Origin of the sequence: Flavobacterium magnesitis, from assembly GCF_041729735.1 — a bacterium.
In the GTDB taxonomy this organism is placed as follows: domain Bacteria; phylum Bacteroidota; class Bacteroidia; order Flavobacteriales; family Flavobacteriaceae; genus Flavobacterium; species Flavobacterium magnesitis.
Genome location: NZ_JBCFQK010000008.1, coordinates 99,272 through 118,839 on the forward strand (window position 1 = coordinate 99,272; position 19,568 = coordinate 118,839).

At 34.4% G+C, this 19,568-nt stretch carries 16 protein-coding genes; 7 read left to right on the plus strand and 9 right to left on the minus strand.

The genetic code is table 11. The features are described from left to right. The 3 genes from AAGV33_RS07610 to AAGV33_RS07620 all read right to left on the minus strand — a co-directional run bounded on the left by AAGV33_RS07610 (position 1) and on the right by AAGV33_RS07620 (position 3,946). Positions 1–1,137: a CaiB/BaiF CoA transferase family protein gene (locus AAGV33_RS07610; protein ID WP_373391371.1), complete on the minus strand. Its 1,137-nt coding sequence runs from the start codon at positions 1,135–1,137 to the stop codon at positions 1–3. Then, positions 1,134–2,282 carry an ABC transporter substrate-binding protein gene (locus AAGV33_RS07615; protein ID WP_373391372.1) on the minus strand — a complete coding sequence of 383 codons (1,149 nt, stop codon included), beginning with the start codon at positions 2,280–2,282 and terminating at the stop codon, positions 1,134–1,136. Before AAGV33_RS07615 ends, AAGV33_RS07610 begins: the two co-directional genes overlap by 4 nt. A gap of 65 nt (positions 2,283–2,347) precedes the next feature. Next, on the minus strand, positions 2,348–3,946 hold the full coding sequence (locus tag AAGV33_RS07620) for a hypothetical protein (RefSeq protein WP_373391373.1): 1,599 nt from the start codon (positions 3,944–3,946) through the stop codon (positions 2,348–2,350). A 266-nt stretch (positions 3,947–4,212) separates the two neighbouring features. Here AAGV33_RS07620 and AAGV33_RS07625 point away from each other — a divergent pair, with 266 nt between their 5' ends. After that, positions 4,213–5,082 (plus strand): AraC family transcriptional regulator, encoded by an 870-nt coding sequence (locus AAGV33_RS07625; protein WP_373391374.1) that lies wholly within the window; start codon positions 4,213–4,215, stop codon positions 5,080–5,082. A 390-nt stretch (positions 5,083–5,472) separates the two neighbouring features. Here AAGV33_RS07625 and AAGV33_RS07630 read toward each other — a convergent pair whose 3' ends face one another. Both AAGV33_RS07630 and AAGV33_RS07635 read right to left on the minus strand, forming a co-directional pair. Beyond that, complete coding sequence (locus AAGV33_RS07630) at positions 5,473–6,393, minus strand: dihydrodipicolinate synthase family protein (RefSeq protein WP_373391375.1); 921 nt, start codon at positions 6,391–6,393, stop codon at positions 5,473–5,475. Positions 6,394–6,561: 168 nt separating this feature from the next. Then, entirely contained in the window at positions 6,562–8,130 is a 1,569-nt protein-coding gene (locus AAGV33_RS07635) for a sodium:solute symporter family protein (RefSeq protein WP_373391376.1), read from the minus strand. A gap of 313 nt (positions 8,131–8,443) precedes the next feature. Here AAGV33_RS07635 and AAGV33_RS07640 point away from each other — a divergent pair, with 313 nt between their 5' ends. The 6 genes from AAGV33_RS07640 to AAGV33_RS07665 all read left to right on the plus strand — a co-directional run bounded on the left by AAGV33_RS07640 (position 8,444) and on the right by AAGV33_RS07665 (position 14,866). Beyond that, the gene (locus tag AAGV33_RS07640; RefSeq protein ID WP_373391377.1) at positions 8,444–9,562 is read left to right on the plus strand and encodes a PQQ-dependent sugar dehydrogenase; all 1,119 of its coding nucleotides are present in this window, start codon (positions 8,444–8,446) and stop codon (positions 9,560–9,562) included. Positions 9,563–9,581: 19 nt separating this feature from the next. Beyond that, a complete protein-coding gene (locus AAGV33_RS07645; protein ID WP_373391378.1) occupies positions 9,582–10,037 on the plus strand; it encodes a c-type cytochrome in 456 nt (151 codons plus the stop codon). A 94-nt stretch (positions 10,038–10,131) separates the two neighbouring features. Beyond that, on the plus strand, positions 10,132–11,160 hold the full coding sequence (locus AAGV33_RS07650) for a hypothetical protein (RefSeq protein WP_373391379.1): 1,029 nt from the start codon (positions 10,132–10,134) through the stop codon (positions 11,158–11,160). A gap of 336 nt (positions 11,161–11,496) precedes the next feature. Beyond that, positions 11,497–12,933 (plus strand): circularly permuted type 2 ATP-grasp protein, encoded by a 1,437-nt coding sequence (locus AAGV33_RS07655; protein ID WP_373391380.1) that lies wholly within the window; start codon positions 11,497–11,499, stop codon positions 12,931–12,933. A gap of 40 nt (positions 12,934–12,973) precedes the next feature. Further along, positions 12,974–13,927 (plus strand): alpha-E domain-containing protein, encoded by a 954-nt coding sequence (locus AAGV33_RS07660; protein ID WP_373391381.1) that lies wholly within the window; start codon positions 12,974–12,976, stop codon positions 13,925–13,927. A gap of 6 nt (positions 13,928–13,933) precedes the next feature. Then, positions 13,934–14,866, plus strand: coding sequence for a transglutaminase family protein (locus AAGV33_RS07665; RefSeq protein ID WP_373391382.1), 933 nt, complete (start codon positions 13,934–13,936; stop codon positions 14,864–14,866). Between the two features lie 71 nt (positions 14,867–14,937). On the opposite strand, the gene AAGV33_RS07670 is transcribed toward AAGV33_RS07665, so the two are convergent. The 4 genes from AAGV33_RS07670 to AAGV33_RS07685 form a co-directional block, all read right to left on the minus strand. Further along, a complete protein-coding gene (locus AAGV33_RS07670; protein ID WP_373391383.1) occupies positions 14,938–16,221 on the minus strand; it encodes a murein hydrolase activator EnvC family protein in 1,284 nt (427 codons plus the stop codon). Positions 16,222–16,244: 23 nt separating this feature from the next. Further along, the gene (locus tag AAGV33_RS07675) at positions 16,245–17,021 is read right to left on the minus strand and encodes a lipoprotein insertase outer membrane protein LolB1 (protein ID WP_373391384.1); all 777 of its coding nucleotides are present in this window, start codon (positions 17,019–17,021) and stop codon (positions 16,245–16,247) included. Further along, positions 17,014–18,372: a tetratricopeptide repeat protein gene (locus AAGV33_RS07680; protein ID WP_373391385.1), complete on the minus strand. Its 1,359-nt coding sequence runs from the start codon at positions 18,370–18,372 to the stop codon at positions 17,014–17,016. The genes AAGV33_RS07675 and AAGV33_RS07680 overlap by 8 nt, the downstream gene beginning before the upstream one ends. Before the next feature lie 107 nt (positions 18,373–18,479). After that, entirely contained in the window at positions 18,480–19,490 is a 1,011-nt protein-coding gene (locus tag AAGV33_RS07685) for a sugar phosphate nucleotidyltransferase (RefSeq protein ID WP_373391386.1), read from the minus strand. Positions 19,491–19,568 lie beyond the last annotated feature (78 nt).

Genomic DNA, 19,568 nt, shown 5'->3' on the forward strand with positions numbered 1-19,568 from the left:
CTAATTTAAAATAGTTTTCTGTATTATTTTATTCTGCTCTCCAACTTTTGGTGCTGCTTTAGCACTGGTCAAAATTTGACCGTCTAACTGAATCGGACTTCTGGTAGTAACTATCTTTTTATTTTCTGAATTTTCGATAGTTTGTTTCATTGGCATACCAAAATCAATTTGATCCAATTCCTTATAATTCAGAACTTTCGCACACCAAACACCTTTTTGCTGCAACAATTGCAACCAATGATTTGTTGGTTTTTGAATAATTCGCGCTGCTAATAAAGTTCTGATTTCATCACGACGGGCAAACCACAAATGCTTTTCCTCATACTCTTCCAGAATAACTCCGACTAATTGACCAATATACATCAAATCACCCATAGCCAAAGACAAATAACCATCTTGAGTTTTATACACTCCATAAGGCGCACTTAAAAAAGCATGTGCACTTCCTGCAACATCACCTCTTTCCTGCAATTTTCCACCATCATTCAAGTATGAAGTAATGGCTTCAAATTGAACATCTAAAATCGATTCAATTAAAGAAACCTCAACCAAAACTCCTTTACTAGTTTTCGCTCTTTTTAATAAGGCTGCTAAAAGTCCTTGTACCAAATGATTGCCACACATGATATCAGCTGTAGATAAACCAAAAGGAACTGGACCCTGACTATTTCGTCCGCTTAACCAAGTTAAACCGGATAATGATTGTACTAATAAATCCTGCCCTGGCTTTTTAGACCAAGGTCCTGTTTCGCCATAACCCGAAACTACTCCATAAATAATTTTTGGATTGATGGCAATGGCATCGGCGAAAGCCAAACCAATTTTATCCATTACACCTGGTCTGAAATTATGTGTCATAATATCAGCCTTGGTAATTAGTTTTTTAACCAATTCTAAATCGTCCGGATTTTTAAGATCGGCTGCAAAAGAATCTTTATTTCTATTAATGGTATGAAATAACAAACTACTTTCGTCTACAAATAAGTCTTTGATACTCAATTGGCGACAAGCTTCTCCTTTTACAGGTCTTTCAATTTTGATTACTCTGGCTCCCAAATCGGCTAGTTTTAATCCCGCGGAAGGTCCTGCTAAAAATTGGCAAAACTCTAAAACCACTACGCCTTCTAAAGGCCTCATATTGTTTGGGCATTAAAGGATTTTACATACAAAGCATCCATAGCTTCAAGAACTGCTACCTCATCGCCGCCATTCATCAAATAATCACGCACTAAGTCGCCGGCATGATCTTGAAAATACATGTGTCCAGCATATCTTGGGCGCAAGAAAGCGCGCTCTAAAGCAGGCAAGGTATTCTTGAAATAATCATGAGTGATTTGGTTGATTCTATCGCTTTTCCAAGCTTGTAAATGCCCCGGCTGCCCACCATTATCAGCAAAAATATTCTGTTGAACATGCGAAGAACCAGTAAATTCAGCATATTTCAATGCTTCTGGAAGGTTTTGACTAAAAGCAGAAACAGCTAATCCTGTTCCTCCTAAAGAACTAATCATCGGTTGATTGTTCAACTTTACTAAGTCATAGAAATGAAGTAAATTTTTGCTGTAACCCATTCGGGAATAATTAGAATAACCGTAAGCAAATGGGCAATAGGCAATTTCATCTGTATTTACCATTGCTTCGTACACCTGAATTGGATTTCTGTTAAAATTAGCAGGATTCATCAACTGCGCTAATTCGCGGTGCATTTGCAAAGCTTTAATTCCTATTTCTTTTGAAATTACTTTCTCCTGAGATAGAAATGGTGCTTCGCCCAAACTGCAACAAAATGAATAAAAAGACATTAATGAATCTACTGGAATTCCAGCAAAAGCAACCAATCCTTTTTTAGCTAAAGCCAATAAATCTTCGTAAGTTTCAGGCACTTTTAATCCTTTACTTTCTAAAATATCCAAACGAGCTGCCGCCACTGGCGTAGCCGCATCGATAGGCAAAGCCCAAAGTTTGTTGTTAAAAACATAACTTTCGTATGATTTCCCTACGGTATTGACTTCCTGATCTTTTATATATTCGCTTGAAAAATGATCTGACAAAGGAACAATGGTATTAGTATGTGCACCAAAACCTGTCCATGGATGATCAATTACCAATAAATCAAATCGTTTCGCTAAATCTTCAATTGAGGCATCTGCAAATTCTTGTAAACTTCTTTTTTCCCAACTAATTTCTACATCTGGATTCAGCTCGGTAAAACGCTGAGCAGTAGCAACCATGGGCAAAAGCCCTCTTGTATGGTTCCATGTAATCCCTTTCAACTTCTTCATTTTTGTTCTATTTCTTTTAAATTGATATCGAAAGTAATGCTTTCGATATAAAAATTAATATTTTTTTATAATTCTACATCCCCACAAAAGTGAACCTGAATTCCCAGTTCTTGTAAGGCTGCAGCTTTGATTCGACACAATTTGTTGGCTTCTGTTTCGTTTTCGGCATACACGACTTGAATGTGATTCGCTTTATGACGTCCCATCATTTGGTCACGACTCACGCCTTTTAAAATAGCATTCATAATTGGCCATTGTGGCGTAGTCATATTCCATCTTCTGTCTAATTCTTCTTTTGGTAAATCGACACATTCTCCAATTCCCATATCACAATGCAATGCATCATCCATCACATAAATACGACTCCAAACAATGGAACCTGGTTTACTCACTCCTTTTACACTTCCGCCGCCTAATCTAAAATACATTTCAGGTTGTCTCTCGCTGGAAGTTCCTTCATAACCACCTACAAAATGCTCTGGTGGTGCCGCTCCACTGATCAAGAAAACCCAAACAAATCCGTCAATATTTTCATTTTTAAAATGCTCTCCGTAACGCAAATCATGTAGTGTATTTTCGCCTTTTAATCCCATAGAACGCCATAAATTATAGGTTACTAAGGCATCAATTCCGGCACATTCATCCACTTCATTAAAATGTGGTAAAGCTTCTCCGGCAAACAATTCGTTTCCTTCTTCGTCAAAAACGGGAGGTCTGTTTTGATTGTTCAATAAACCTTCGACCAAATCACTGGCAGGAACTAAATCCTTCAACCCTTGTTGGTATTGAATTCCGATAGTATCACAACCAAATTCAGCTGCAATTCGCACTGCAGCAATATACATTTTGCATTGCAATAGCGTTTGATTTTTAGTTAATTCAGTCACTTCATCCGTTCCCCAATTGAATTTCATTCCTTTATCCAGCAACCATTGTAAAACAGTTTCTGCTTCTTCATCTTTTACCGTTAGCATTTTTGCGTAAAGCGATGATTGAGATAATCTTTCTTTATAAATTCCTGTTGGATGCAACAAATGATCGGGAACAATGGCATTGAACATTCCCATACAACCTTCGTCAAAAACACCCATAATGGCTTTTTCATTTCTAAAAGCTTTCGCAAAAGCAACTCCCTTAGCCAATTCATCCGAAGGGATAAGTGATTTATCAAATGCTTTTACGTGACTGAAATCAGGTTTAACGGTAGCGGTTTGTAACCAATTTTTCAAATTACTTTTGAAAAAATCATCGCTAAAATCAATACTCCAAAGCGTGCTGTATTCCACCCCTGCCTTAGTTAAAGAACCATTCAAATTTAACATCCCCACTAATCCTGGCCATTCGCCACTCCAGTTAGCCACTGTTAAAATAGGTCCTTTATGTGTAATTAAACCCGCCAAAACATGATGCGAATATTGCCAAACACTTTCAGCAACAATTAGTGGTGCTGTTGGGTCAATGTTTTTAAAAACCTGCATTCCCATTTTCTGGCTATCAATAAAACCGTGTTGTTTTTTCTCATCATAGGCATGTGCTCTAATGATTTTTCCACCTGCTTCGGCAACAGTTTCTGATAATAATTTTTCCATTTGGGCTTGTGCTTCCCAACATACTTGATTTGCTGACAAACGTAAATCGCCACTTGCTACTAAATAGATGTTCATTTTTTAAATTATTTATAAGCAATAAAACACAAAACCAATTTGAATTCCTGTTCAAACTGTTTTGTGATATGCTATTAAGGTTTATTTATTTCTTCAAACTACCACCAGTACCTAATTAGACGGTTCTAGTGTATTTTCAAATATGCTAAAAATTAGACTTTGAGTCTTATTATTTATTTGCATCTATTTATAGGATATTATCATAAAAACATTTGTAATTGTAAAAATTACACTAATTTAGCGTAATTAATCCAAAAGCGTTGTTTATGAAGCCTTTATTTCACAAAGTTCCTACCAGCATTCAAAGTTCTTTTGAAGTGAGACACAACAAAGAACCTAATTTTGGTAAGATTTGGCACTACCATCCTGAACTAGAATTGCATTATGTAATCAAAGGCGAAGGGGTACGTTTTATTGGCGACAACATCAGTAATTTCGGCTCAGGAGAGCTTATTTTGTTAGGTGAAAACTTGCCTCATACCTGGCGTTGTCATGAAGAATATTATCAGAATAAAAAGGAATTAGATGTCGAAGCCATTGTAATTCAGTTTTTACCGGATTGTTTAGGCAAAGATTTCATACACTTACCTGAATCTTTCCAGATTCCGAAGCTTTTTGAAAAGGCAAAAAAAGGGATGATTATTCATGGTAAAACCAAAGAATTAGTAATGGAGCAAATGAAAAAAGCGCCCAATGCCAATCATATTGACAAGCTGATTATTTTATTAAATATCCTGAAATTTCTATCGGAAACAGAAGAATATACCGAAATCACAGCTTCCCATGCGTTTTATCAATCCAATGAATCGGATTCGATTCGGCTGAATAAAATATGCAGTTATACACTTTCGAATTATAAAAAAGAGATTACTTTAAAGGAAATTGCAGCTTTCAGTAACTTAAGTGTTACTTCTTTTTGCCGTTATTTTAAGCTGATGACTAAGAAAACCTATTATGATTTTTTAATAGAAATTCGCATCAGTCATGCTTGTCGATTACTGATTGAAAACAAAATTCCTACCGAAATGATTTGCTTTGAATGTGGTTTTCATAATGTATCCAATTTTTACCGCCATTTTAAAAAAGTAGCTGGAATTACTCCTATGGAATACAAGAAAAGGTATTTGTCGAATTAAGTTTAGCTAATTTTTAACCGCAAAGAGCACAAAGGTTTTCGCAAAGTTCACAAAGAAATTTTCACCATATAAGGCATATAAGTTTTTGGTTTCTAAAAAGTGTTTAAAAGTTCAAATAAGTTATTTTCATAAATGAAAATTAAAATCTGTGGTAATTCTTAAACTCAAAGATTAGAAAAAAATTAGTGAATTCGTGGCAAAAAAAAAGAATAAAATTATTAATCCGTCTGTCCAAAAAACTTCCATTGGAAATCGTATTCAGAACCAAAATTATGGTCAAAAAAGGCTCTCAACATTTTTATACAATGACCAAAATTGGGAGGAGCGGCCATTTAAAAAACAATCGAACAGACGAGTTAATAATCACTAACACTAACCAAAATATATAAACTAGAATGATAATTCACTCTGGAGAATATCGTACTCATTTTGCAGTTGATCTACTGCGTTTTTTACAATTGGAGTAAAATTACCTACTTCTCTACGTGTAAAATTAGAGATAGACAATCCTCTTTTTTGTAAAGCATATTTAGCCACAATAGGATACACATCGTGCATAACTCCCATATTAGACTCTAAAAATTGTTGCACTGCTGCTAATTCATCCGCTTTAGAAGCATCATTATAATTATCGCAAATCCAAACAATCAATTCAGGGAAAAAATTCCCTTGGATACAAGACAATCCTGCAGAACCTGCTTTTAACGATTCGATTGCATGTACCATGTAAGCATCATACAATCCAAAATCAGGATTTTTTACCACACTCAATTTCGCCTTAATCTGATTGATATCTAAGCTGGTATCTTTATGGTAAACCACTCTTCCTGTATTCACAAAATCTTCTAATTGCGTAGCCGTCAACACTCTTTTATAAGGAACGGGACATTCGTAAAAACCCGTTGGAACACCTGGTGTTAAATTCAATAACTGATGTACATTATCAACAAACACCGCATCCGAATCGTTTTCTTTAGCCAATAATCCCGAAATTAATATCACTGCATCAATTCCTGTTCCGTAAATTTTATTGGTAAAATCAGCTTGTTGCTGAATGGTTCCTTCAAAAGTTCCTGTAGCAACAATTGGCACCTGACCTGCTACTACATCCACAACGTGTTTTGTTAGTTGAAGACGTTCAGCTTCTGATAATTCAAACATTTCGCTAGACAAACAATTGGCAAATAAACCAGTAACTCCCGACTTTAAATAAAGTTCCGTAAGAGCTGTTAATGTTTTGTAATCAATGCTACCGTCATTATTAAATGGGGTTAACATTACCGGAATAAATCCTTTTTTTGAATTGTTCATCGTTTTAATTTTAGTAATTAGTAATTAGTGACTAACAATTAGTCAAGAATCACTGCTGTAATCTTTATTCTTATTTTTATTTTCTAACTTCAGTTCTCTATTTTTTAAACACAAAGCGCACTAAGATTTTCACTGCTTTCTTCCTTCTAATTTCTAACCTCTAACTTCTTAAATACTGCTTTCTAACTTCTTTCCTCTAATTCGAGTGATAATAATTCCTGTCAAAAAGATACTTAGCGTTCCTATTACAATAATCATATTGTTGTCAAATGGACTTTTCAAATATGGATAACTCACCGCAATTTTATCTGAAAGCGACATCCACAAAATGACTACTAAACCAATCGCTGTTGCAATCATGGCTTCGAGATTTTTAGATTGTCTACTCAAAATTCCGAGCAAGAACAACCCTAGCATTCCGCCAGAAAATATTCCGCTTAATTCCCACCAAATATCTAAAACACTCTTTGTTCCTATCAGCATAATTCCTACTCCCATTCCTGCAATTCCAAATACTGCTGTAGCGATATAAAGCAATCTTAAAAATTGTTTTTCGCCTAAATTAGGATTGAAATATCTTTTGTAAATATCAATGCAAAAAACCGTTGCTGTAGCATTCATTCCCGAGCTAATGGTACTCATAGCTGCCGACATAATTGCCGAAATAATCAAACCTACTAATCCTGAAGGAATTTCTTTTACCATAAACATAGGCATCACTTTATCGCCGTAATCCGATGGTTTTAATGTTTGAGCGCTCAATGAAATTTGCTCTGCCGTACTGCGAAGTGGAAGTCCTTCTGCTGCTGCTTTTAGCTTTACTCCTTCAATTAAATCCGGATTAATATGATAATAAGCAAAAAGACAAGAACCAATCACAAAAAACAACAACGAAATTGGCACATACATCACCACACAAATCCATAAAGATTTAGCTGCTTCCTTTTTAGTTGCAGCCGCGTGATAGCGTTGCACATAATTTTGGTCAATTCCAAAATTGTTCAAATTGATAAAAAAACCATATAATAAGATTACCCAAAAAGTAGGCGAAGTAAAATCTAACGAAAAAGAACCAAGACTGAATTTACTATTGGCTTGACCAATTTCGATAATCTCACTAACACCGCCTGGCACTTTATTAATGATGGTAAATAAAATTAATAGTGCTCCAAAAGTCAGCAAAACCGCCTGAATAACTTCGGTCCAAATTACTGCTTCAATTCCGCCTAAAACGGTATAAATTACAATACAAACTCCTACCACAATCATAATCGATTGCATGTCGTAACCCGTAAGTGCCTGCAAACTCAAAGCAATTCCAAAGAATATAGAACCCATTCTGGCGAGCTGTGTCAAAATAAAACAAACCACGGCATAGGTTCTTGCCCATAAGCCAAAACGCTTTTCTAAATGAGAATAAGCGGAAACTTCCTGTACATTTCTATAAAACGGAATGAATAATTTGTAGGCTATTATGGCTGCAAATGGCATGGACAAACTAAATACAAAAGCACTCCAGTTACTACCAAATGCTTTTCCTGGAACGCCTAAAAAAGTATTACTACTTAAAAAAGTAGCATACAATGACAATCCAATTGCCCAACCCGGAATGGCTCCTGAAGCCTTGGTATATTGCTCTGAACTCTTGTTCTTTCTAGAGAAATAAATTCCCACGCCCACCATTGCAACCAAATAGATTACAATAATAGCGATATCTAATAATGGTAAATTTTTCATTTATTAAAGATGGGATTTTAAATTCAATTTTGATCATCAATAAACATATCGTACAACTTATTGATGATTTTACAAATTTATCCGAAAACTACAACGATTTAATATAAAATTTTCTCAAAACATTATAGGATATTACCATAAAGTGTTTAAAATACTCTTATAAATAATTAATACGCATCTCGAATTCTGTAAACAACTCTTAATAAACAGCTTGCATTTACTAAATATTAAAATAGATTAGAAGAATTCTGAAATTTAAAATTCAGTTTAAACTTTTTCATTACCTTTAAAAACAAAGTTTAATACACAAACCATGAAAACATTTTCACTACTGTTATTTTCTTTTTTTATTTTAAGCTGTGAGGCACAGTTAAAAACGAACAATGAAATTCCGTTACAGGAAGAAGCAAAGAATTACCGTTTAGAAACCGTAGCAGACGGTATTAACAATCCATGGGGAATAGCTTTTTTACCCGATGGTTCGATGTTAGTTACAGAGAAAAGCGGTGTTTTATTTCATATTACAAAAGGCACAAAAACCGAAATTAAAAATGTTCCTGCAGTCTATAATCGCGGTCAAGGAGGTTTGCTCGATATTGTTTTGCATCCAGATTATGCTAAAAATGGCTGGATTTACATAACTTATGCTTCTACCGAAGGCGAAGGAAATGGCGGTAATACCAAACTTATTAGAGCCAAATTAGAAAACGAAAGCTTGACTCAAATAGAATCTTTATACAAATGCGAACCCAATACGACTAAAGGACAGCATTTTGGTTCGCGAATTGTTTTTGACAACCAAGGTTATTTGTATTTTTCGGCAGGAGAACGAGGCGATCATTTCGTAAATCCGCAGGACATTACCCGGGATAACGGAAAAATTTATCGTTTGAATGATGATGGAAGCATCCCAAAAGACAATCCGTTTGTGGGAAAAGAAAATGCTAAAACTGCCATTTATTGTTATGGAAACCGTAATCCACAAGGATTAGCCATTCACCCTACAACAGGTGCTATCTGGGAACACGAGCACGGTCCACAAGGCGGAGACGAAATTAATATTATCAAAAAAGCAGCTAATTACGGTTGGCCAGTGGTAACCTACGGCATTGATTATGATAATTCCACAATTAGTACGGAGCAACAAAAATCAGGAATTGAAAATCCTATTTATTATTGGGCACCTTCTATCGCTCCAAGCGGAATGACTTTTGTAACCAGCGATAAATATCCTGACTGGAAAGGCCATTTATTAGTAGGTTCATTAAAATTTCAATATTTAGAATTGGTGAAATTAGACGGTGAAAAAATCATTGGAAGACAAAAAATCGCTACTGATATTGGTCGTTTGCGTAGTGTAACACAAGGTCCTGATGGCTACATTTACATTGGAGTGGAAGGAAAAGGAATTTTAAAAATTATCCCAAATTAACCTTATAAAAATCAAATAGATGGTTACTAAATTAACTTTCGGATTTACTTTGCTGGCATCCGCATTTTTCTATTTTTCGAAAAATAATCTCGATTTTAATTCGAAAACAAATTACATTACTATAACGGAACAACAACAAACGCCATTGCAAAAAAGCATGGCTCGAGGCAAAGAAGTCTATACTGATTTTTGTATCCAATGCCATCTAGCCAACGGAAAAGGAAACGGAACTACATTTCCGCCTTTGGATGGTTCCAATTGGTTAAAAACCAAAATAACCGAAAGCATTCATGCGGTAAAATACGGCCAAAAAGGCGAAATTGTTGTCAATCAGAAAAAATTTAACTCGATTATGCCGCCCATGGGATTGAGCGATGAAGAAATTGCCGACGTAATGAACTATGTGCTAAATTCTTGGAGTAACAAGAGCAAAAAAATGATTACAACAAAAGACGTTGCTTTAGTAAAACCTTAGAAAAACAAAACAAATTTTAACAGCATAATAGCATTCAAATCCAGTAAGCACGGTATTAAATACGCTACTTTTGTATTTAATACCATTTCTCTTTATGAAAAAATATGCTTTCGCACTATTGATTAGCCCTTTTTTATTTTTTATTTTTACCAACTGCAAAAAAAGCAAATCCAACACTGAAAAAACTCCTGTAAAAGACACTATTGTAGTAAAAATAGATTCGGTTGAAAAAAAGCCAATCACAACAATTGACACCGTCGATTTCAACCAAAGAATGTTGGCGCTAAGCAACAAAGATACTACGGGCAGATGGCCGGTAAAAGCACCATATCCTTTGCCGGGTGCTTTATTGCCTTACAACCGAATCATTGCTTTTTACGGCAATTTATATTCGAAAAGAATGGGCGTTTTAGGCGAGTATCCCAGAGCCGAAATGATTGAAAAACTACAAGCAGAAGTAGCCAAATGGCAAGCTGCCGATTCAAGTGTAACCACTATTCCAGCTTTGCATTACATTGCCGTTTCTGCGCAAGCCGCTCCAGGAAAAGCAAACCGACATAATATGCGAATGCCTTTCAAACAAATCGATACGATTTTAAGTTGGGCAAAACCCATAAATGCTTTGGTTTTTTTAGACATTCAAGTGGGACATAGTACGGTTAAGGAAGAAGTAACTCAACTTGAAGAATATCTGGCTTTACCCAATGTTCATCTGGGCATTGACCCTGAATTTTCAATGAAAAACGGTGAAATTCCAGGTAAAAAAATTGGAACTATGTCTGCCGATGATATTAATGATGCGATTGCTATTTTAGCTCGAATTGTTCGTGAAAAAAAATTGACCCCAAAAATATTAGTCGTACATCGTTTTACCCAAGGTATGGTGACGAATTATAAAGCCATCAAGACCGTTCCTGAAGTTCAAATTGTAATAGACATGGACGGTTTTGGGAGTCAGGTTTTAAAACGTTCTACTTATTTAAGATACATTTACAGAGAACCCGTTCAGTTCACGGGCTTTAAATTATTTTATAAAAATGACAACTGGAACGACTGGAAAATATACACTCCAGAGCAATTATTAGAATTTACGCCAAAACCAAGTTACATTCAGTTCCAATAATTGTGAACGTATTCCAAAAATGAACCTTTTTAATTTAATCTAGCTTCTGCTAACATTTATTCGTTTTCTTATTTTTAATATTATTTTCTCAAAATCCTTGTACTCAAATGGATAAAAAGACTGTGTTCTTTATTTTTATAGTTGAGAAATCTAAAAAAATTTTAGTTTTAAAACACTAATTCTCAAAAAACATATCGGCAAAAAAAGAATGCTACATTAATTACATTATTCACAACAAAATTTAAAATACTTATCTACAAAATTGTTAAATTAGCCTAAAGACTGATGTTTTTTTAACCAAAATTAGTTTTTATTAATTTTTCAATAATTTATAGAATGGTAAATTTGACACCTAAATTAAGTCCAAAGGGATGGGATGAAATGTTTTCTAAAGACGGAGTAAGAGATTCTTACAAACAGGTCTTGCAAACATTAGAGAGTTTAAATATTGATAAGCTGAATCTAAAACAAAAACAGGCTTCGGATATTTTTATGAACCAGGGGATTACATTTACGGTTTACAGTGATGACAACCAGGGAATCGAAAGAATATTTCCTTTTGATATCATTCCCAGGATAATTACCAAAAACGAATGGATGGAAGTCGAAACTGGAATTGCCCAAAGATTAAAAGCGTTAAACCTGTTTCTGGAAGACATTTACAACGAACAATTGATTATAAAAGAAGGTATTATGCCGGCTTCGTTAATTGCTTCTTGTCCGCATTATATCCCAGAAGTTCATGGAATTAAAGTTCCGCATGACATTCACGTTCACATTGCCGGAATTGATTTAATAAGAGGCGAAAAAGGGGAATTTTATGTATTGGAAGATAATCTAAGGTGTCCCAGTGGTGTGAGTTATATGCTAGAAAACAGGGAAATTACTAAGAGAATTTTCCCAGAGATGTTTCGTGCCAATAATGTAAGTATGGTGGCCAATTATCCTATGATTTTCCATAACATTTTGATTTCGCTTTCGCCAAGAACCATCTCAAATCCTAATGTGGTTTTATTGACTCCCGGTGTTTTCAATTCGGCTTATTACGAGCATACTTTCTTAGCAAGGCAAATGGGAATTCCGCTGGTAGAAGGTCGTGATCTTGTGGTTAACAATCACAAAGTATACATGAAAACCACTTCGGGCTTGCAACAAGTAGATGTTATTTACCGACGCTTGGACGACGAATATTTAGATCCATTGGTATTCAAACCTGATAGTACACTGGGCGTTCCTGGATTAATCAGTGCTTACAAAATGGGAAATGTCGCCTTAGTAAATGCGGTTGGAAATGGCGTTGCCGATGACAAAGCCATTTATGCTTATGTGCCAGAAATGATTCGTTATTATCTTAACGAAGAACCGATTCTGAAAAATGTGCCTACATACCAAATGGAAAATAAAGAAGAACGGGAATTGGTTTTTGCCGACATGGGAAATATGGTAATCAAAGAAACCAATCAGAGTGGTGGCTACGGAATGGTAATGGGAAATAAGGCTACTGAGGAAGAACTTGATGCAGCAAAAGTGGCTATTTTAAATAATCCCCGCAATTTTATTGCCCAACCCATCATTCAGTTAAGCACCGTTCCCTGTTACATTGACGGCGAATTAAAACTACGACACGTAGATTTACGACCTTATGCTTTATGCGGTCCTAACGGAGTAACAATTGTTCCTGGCGGACTTACCCGAGTCGCACTAACAGAAGGTTCTTTGGTAGTAAATTCCTCCCAAGGCGGTGGTAGCAAGGATACCTGGATCATGAAATAAATGAAGTCGAAATTGTTTTTAAACTTTAAAAAAAATAACTATGGAAGTAAATATGCTCAGTCGCGTAGCCGACGGAATGTTTTGGCTCAACCGATACATGGAAAGAACCGATGGGATGTTGCTTACACTCAACACGCTTTATATCATGTCTTTTGACCAAGAGACTAATGATTATCAAGGATACAAACCCTTATTAAAATATTATACTGATTTATCTCCAGAGTACATTGCGGAATTTCAGCACGACACTAATTTTGTGTTGAAATATGTAATTTGTGATAACAAAAATCTCAATTCGGTTCGGAATTTAATCACTAAAGCCAGAGAAAATGCCCGGGGTTCTCAGGATAAAATTACCAAAGAACTTTGGGAACACATCAATTCAATGTACCATTACATCAATTTACCAGACTTGCCTAAAAGGCTGGAAACACCCGATGCGATTAATATTTTAGCTAAACTGAATAAGGACTTTTTACTTTATAATGGGATTTTTCATGTAACCATGCCCAGAGGATTAGGTTGGTGTTTTTCGAGTATTGGTAAACATATCGAAAGATGTTTGCAAACCATTTCGATGACACAATCGTATTATGCTCCAATTGAATACAACCTGGAAGGAAAAGAAGATTTATTGTATTGGCGAAAATTATTATTGTCTTTGTCAGGTTATGAGTTGTATCTAAAAAGCTATAGCAATATTCCACACAATCGAAAAGTAATCCAACATGTGATTTTCAATCCTGATTTTGCACATTCGGTAATTTTTACTTTAGGCCTAATCGAAACTTATTTAGAATGTGTTTTTAAAAACAATAATCTGATGGAAGCACGCACAATGCGCAATCAATTTGGACGATTAAAAAGTTATTTGGAATACACCGATTACCATCATCTGACCAATTTTCAATTAGAACAAGTGCTAAAAAACACCAAAGATCAACTGAATGATTTTTCGATGGATTTCTCTAAATTATTCTTTTCATATACCTAAAAATAAATGGCAATTTTCAACATCATCCATATTACAAGATACAAATACAATTTACCGATAAAAGAAAGTATCAACGAGATTCGTTTGTTCCCACATAACTTTGAGAATCAAGATGTGTTGCAGTACCAGCTTTTGATTTCTCAAAACCCTGATGTGGCTATTACAAAGGATTATCACGGTAATCGAGTGGGGAATTTTAACACCTTAGAAGCCCACACCGAAATGACCATTGAATCCCGAATGCTGGTTCGTGTCAATCATTCACTTAAAATTCCAGAAATAGATGATACTAAAGTCGAAGATTTGAACCTGCACAATGATATCTATTTACTGCGTCTTTGTTATCCAGAAACCATTAATAAACAAGATGAAATTAATGCTATTCTAAAAGAAATCGACTACCAGAACAAATCGATTATTGACATTGCCTTTGATTGCAGCAAATACATTTACACCAATTTTACGTATACCAAAGGAATTACTAATATTGAAACTACAGTAGATGAAATATTAGGACATAGAAAAGGTGTTTGTCAGGATTTTGCTCATGTACTTTTACAACTTTTAAGAACTGCTGGCATTCCGTCCAGATATGTAAGTGGTTATATTTGCCCTAACGAAAGCGGACTTAGAGGTGAAGGTGCAACGCACGCCTGGGTTGAAATTTACACCCCAAAACAAGGTTGGCTAGGCATTGACCCTACTAATAATATTTGGACCATGGACAACCACGTTAAACTATCCGTTGGAATTAACTTTACGGATTGTACTCCTGTAAAAGGAACTTTTAAAGGCGTTTCTAAACAAACACTTTCTGTTTTTGTTTCTATTGGATACGAAGATGGTAGGCATTTTGAAGAAATAAATGATGTAGAATTACAAAAAAACTCCATTGAATTTCAACAACAATTAGTGTATGCTGAACAACAGCAGCAGTAGTGTTTTGAAAAATCCAAACATAAAAAAAGCGAATCAGATCTGATTCGCTTTTTTTATGTTTTATATAACTGTTATCTATTTGACAACCAACCTTGTGGGTTCATATAACTTGTGTTTTGTGACAAAATAAATTTAAGTACAGTTTTACCAGTATCACCATTGGTACGAATCCTACCGATATTTTGTTTAATACTTACTTTCTCTCCTGCAGATACATTTACAGAGCTCAAACCTTGATAAACAGTAAAATAATCTCCATGCTGAATAATAACTGCTTTATTAACAGGAGATATTATCTGTACACTAGAAACTACTCCTCCAAATACAGCTCTTGCATTGGCACCGTCATTAGTGGTGATTTCTAAACCACTGTTATGAACTACCAATGTGTTGTATATTGGGTGTGGTTGATCGCCATAGCCTAATGATATAAATCCTTTTTCTACAGGCCAAGGAAGATTTCCTCTATTGGCTCTAAAATTATCGGCAATTATTTTATTCTCTGGTGTCATTTCTATTCTTGATGATGACACCGAAGTTCTAGCAACACTTTCTTTTACTTCTTTACTACCCGATTTTGATTTATCGCCTGCTGCAGCTTTGGCACGTTCTAAAGCCGCTTTCCTATTCGCTTCAGCTATGGCTTCACGAATCAAACGGTTAATTTGTGCATCAATTGTTTTTGATTCCCTTTGTTTTTTTCGAATATCAGAAACAATACGGTTTTTATCTTTTTTAATCGAATTGACTAATTTCTCTTGTTCTTGTTTTTCTTTTACAAGGGCTACTCGTTCTTTTTTGTTTTCTTCGAGTAATTTTTGTTTTGCGATTTTTTGAAGTTTTAATTTTTCATTAATACTAAGTAATTCCTTCGACTTGACATTAATTTCTTCTCCTTGCGATTTTCTAAAACTAGTGTATTGTTTTAAATATTGTGCTCTTTTGTAGGCTTGTAAAAAATTCTCAGAAGAAAGTATAAACATGGCTCTACTTTGCTCTGAACGACTTTTATAAGAATTGACAATTTTTTGAGCATAATCTTCTTTTAAGATTTTCAACTCTCTATTCAACTTATTTATTTTAAGTTGATTGCGATACATATCATCGGCTAAAAGTCGGGTTTGCTTTTCGGTAGTATTGATTAAGTTTTCTTTCAGTCTGATTTTATTTTTTTGAATCAAAAAAACGTTCATAGCTGATTTTTCCTTTGACTTGACGTTTTGCAACATCTTTTCATTCTCTCTAATTTCTCTCTGAATTTGAGCTTTTCGTTGTTCTAACTTTTCTTGCTGCGATTGACTCCACATCATAGAGGTCATGCAAACAAATAACAGACTAAGGAAATATTTTGGCATCTTAAAATTATATTTTTGCAAATTTACTTAATTATTATTCTTTTGTAACCATCTGGAACACTATATGGAAAAGAAAGTTCTTCATTGAATGAAACCGAGTTGTAATTTAAATTAATTTCTGATTTTCCTTTAGGCTGACTGGTTTTAATTTCAACACTTGATGGCAAATTAGCTTCTGTGTGGGCTACTCTTTCCGGATAAGTAATTTGGATGTTTCTATTTTCAGCCGTTTGCGTTACTTCTTGCTTGTTTACGGTAAAATCATTTGGATTAAAATAATAGCTTTTTTTAGTATTCCCATTATTCGTATCATCTAAACGGTAGAGATTATCCAGCAAAACCTGCGTGTATTTTCCTTTGTTCAAATCGTCCAAAGCTTCACCTAATAACATATTTTGAATTTTGTTGTAATCCAGATCAGTTCCTAACCATTGGCTCAAAGCGCTAAAATCGCCTTCAAAATAAGTTCCTTTTATTTTTTCGTAATAACTTACCGAAGTAGGAGTTATCGAAGCTTTTGCCATTGTAATTCCTATAAAACGAATACTGACTAAAATTTGTTCGTCTTTCTTTATTTTAACCTCGGCAGTTACATTTTGCGTTTGTTTTTCATTAGAAAATCGGGCATTGGCTTTGATGTATACTGTAGAAAACTCGCTTTTATTGCTGTAATGATTGTCAATTACTTTAGCTGTTTTCATGTTATCAACGGGTTCAGTAACTGTTGCCGATGTAGCCACTGCTTTGGGTTTACAAGAAACCATAAAAACTACCACTACTAATACTAAGAATCTATTCATCTTGTTTTTGTTTTTTTAATAATTCATTGGCTTTAGAAAAATAAAGCTCTTTTTTATTTGCATCTCCTAAACCATTATAAGCTTCTCCTAACTGAATGTTATAATTAATTTCTAACGGAATATCTTCTACTACATAATCCATGCCCATTTCTAACATTTCCTTCGCTTTTTTAAATTGTTTTAGCTGATTGTGAGCCAATCCGGCATAATAATAAAACTGTGGTTGTACTGGATAAGACGCGACCATATCAGTAGCCGTTTTTACTGTTTTTTCAAATTCAGACTGCTGGATGTAAATATCCAACAAAAGTAAATTAGTTTCTACTTCATCAAGATTATTTTTCTTAAACGAAAGTTGATAGTATTTTACCGCCTTATCAAATTGCTTTTTGTTATGGTAATATTTTCCAATTTCTTTAGCCACATTGACATTGGTATCATTATCAAAATACCCGATGGCTTTATCTAAAACGGGAGTTAGTTGTGGATTAGTATTAACGTAGATTAGAAATTCATTAAAAATGCGATGTTTTATTTTACTGTCTACTTTGGCACTTGCCAAAACAATATTCATGGCATTGATGGCTTTTTCGCTTTCATTGTTAACCAAATAACTTTTAAACAAACTCACTTGTGCCCACTCTGAACTTGGAATTTGTTTTTCTAATTGGTGTGCAATTTCAAGGACTTTTTCTAAATTGTCTTTTTTAGAATAATAATAAATCAACGAAATATAATTGGATTCTTCCTTCGGATATTTATTGATTTGATTTACTAAGTTTGCTATTTCGGCATCCTGATATTGTCCTTGTGATAAAATTTGCATTTTATAACCTTCTCGCCTGTCGGATTTACCAGCATTTTCATTCAGCTCATTGATAAGCGTCAAGGCTTCATCAAATTGACCCGTATTCATGTAGAGTGAAACTAAATCTTCTTTGAACTTAGGATCAAATAAAATGAGTTTATTAATTATTTTAACTCCATCAATATAATCCTTGGTTTCATAATCTACATCATACATTCCTATCAAAAACCATTTGTTTGTGGGATCTAAAGTACTGGCTTTTTCAAAAGAAGAATAGGCATTTTTATAGTCTTTTAAAGCTAAATAATTTTTGCCTATTTCATAATGAATTGTGGCATTATTAGGTTCAATTTTCAAACAACGTTCCAGAGCCACAATAGCTTTATCGTAATTTTCAATTCCCTTTTGCTTTAAGGCTTCAAAAAAATAATCTTTAAATTTATTGTCTTCGAGTTTAATTTCTTCGGGTTCCGTTTGTGCCCAAGACAAAGCCGAATTGCATAGCAAAACCAACATTATCAGTAAAGAAACTAACTTTTTCATTTTTGTCTAGCAAATATTAAAGAACCGAAATTTACCATTAAGAAATTAAGTTGATTAAGCTTAATAAATCTTAATTTCTTAATGGTAAATTTTTATTGTTATCGTCATTATTCCAATACGGAATAATCCCCAATACTTATACTTGTAAAATTACCATCAAAACTAGCATGATTTCCTATCATGGCATTGTCTAAATTAGCATTTTTAATGTGTGCATGCGTTTGTACCAAACTATTTTTAATACTACTATCAACAACGTGACATCCATTTCCTAAAGAAACATTTGGACCAACAGTTGCGTTAATCAAAACAACATCATCGCCTATAAAACAAGGTTCAATAATAGTCGAATTTTCTATTTTTACGGTTTTAGAAACCAAATCAACTTTGTCAGCCGCTAAAAAGCCAAGCATTCTCGAATTGGTTTCTACAGTAACATTTTTGTTTCCGCAATCCATCCATTCGCTTACTTCGCCAGTTTTGAATATTTTTCCGTTAGCCATCATGTTTTTGATACCATCGTTAATTTGGTATTCCCCCCCATTTTGGATATTATTGTCTAAAACATTTTGCAATTCTTGTTTTAAAATGGCAATGTCTTTGAAATAATAAATCCCGATAACAGCTAAATCACTCACAAATTCCTTAGGTTTTTCAACCAATTCGATAATTTCGTTTTTATCGTTTAGTTTAACTACTCCAAAGGCTTCCGGATTCTCAATTTGTTTTACCCAAATTACCGAATCAGCAGACGGATCCAATTCAAAATCAGCTCTAATTAGCGTATCGGCATAAGCAATTACTGCTGGACCAGAAAGTGAATCTTTGGCACACATAATGGCATGTCCTGTTCCCAACGCTTCATTTTGATAATAAATAGTCCCTTTTGCTCCTAATTTTTCAGCAATAGCAATTAAGTCCTGTTCTACTTTTTCGCCAAAACTTTCGTGAATAATAAAAGCTACTTCTTCAATATCCTGATTCAAAACAGCAGCAATATCTTCTACTAATCTATGAACGATGGGTTTACCGGCAACTGGGATTAATGGTTTAGGAATGGTTAATGTATGTGGACGTAGACGGGATCCTCTACCGGCCATTGGAACTATTATTTTCATGTTTTGATTGAAAGATTAAAAAATTGAATGATTGAATGATTAAAAAATCCTTCCATCATTGAATCTTTAAATTATTAT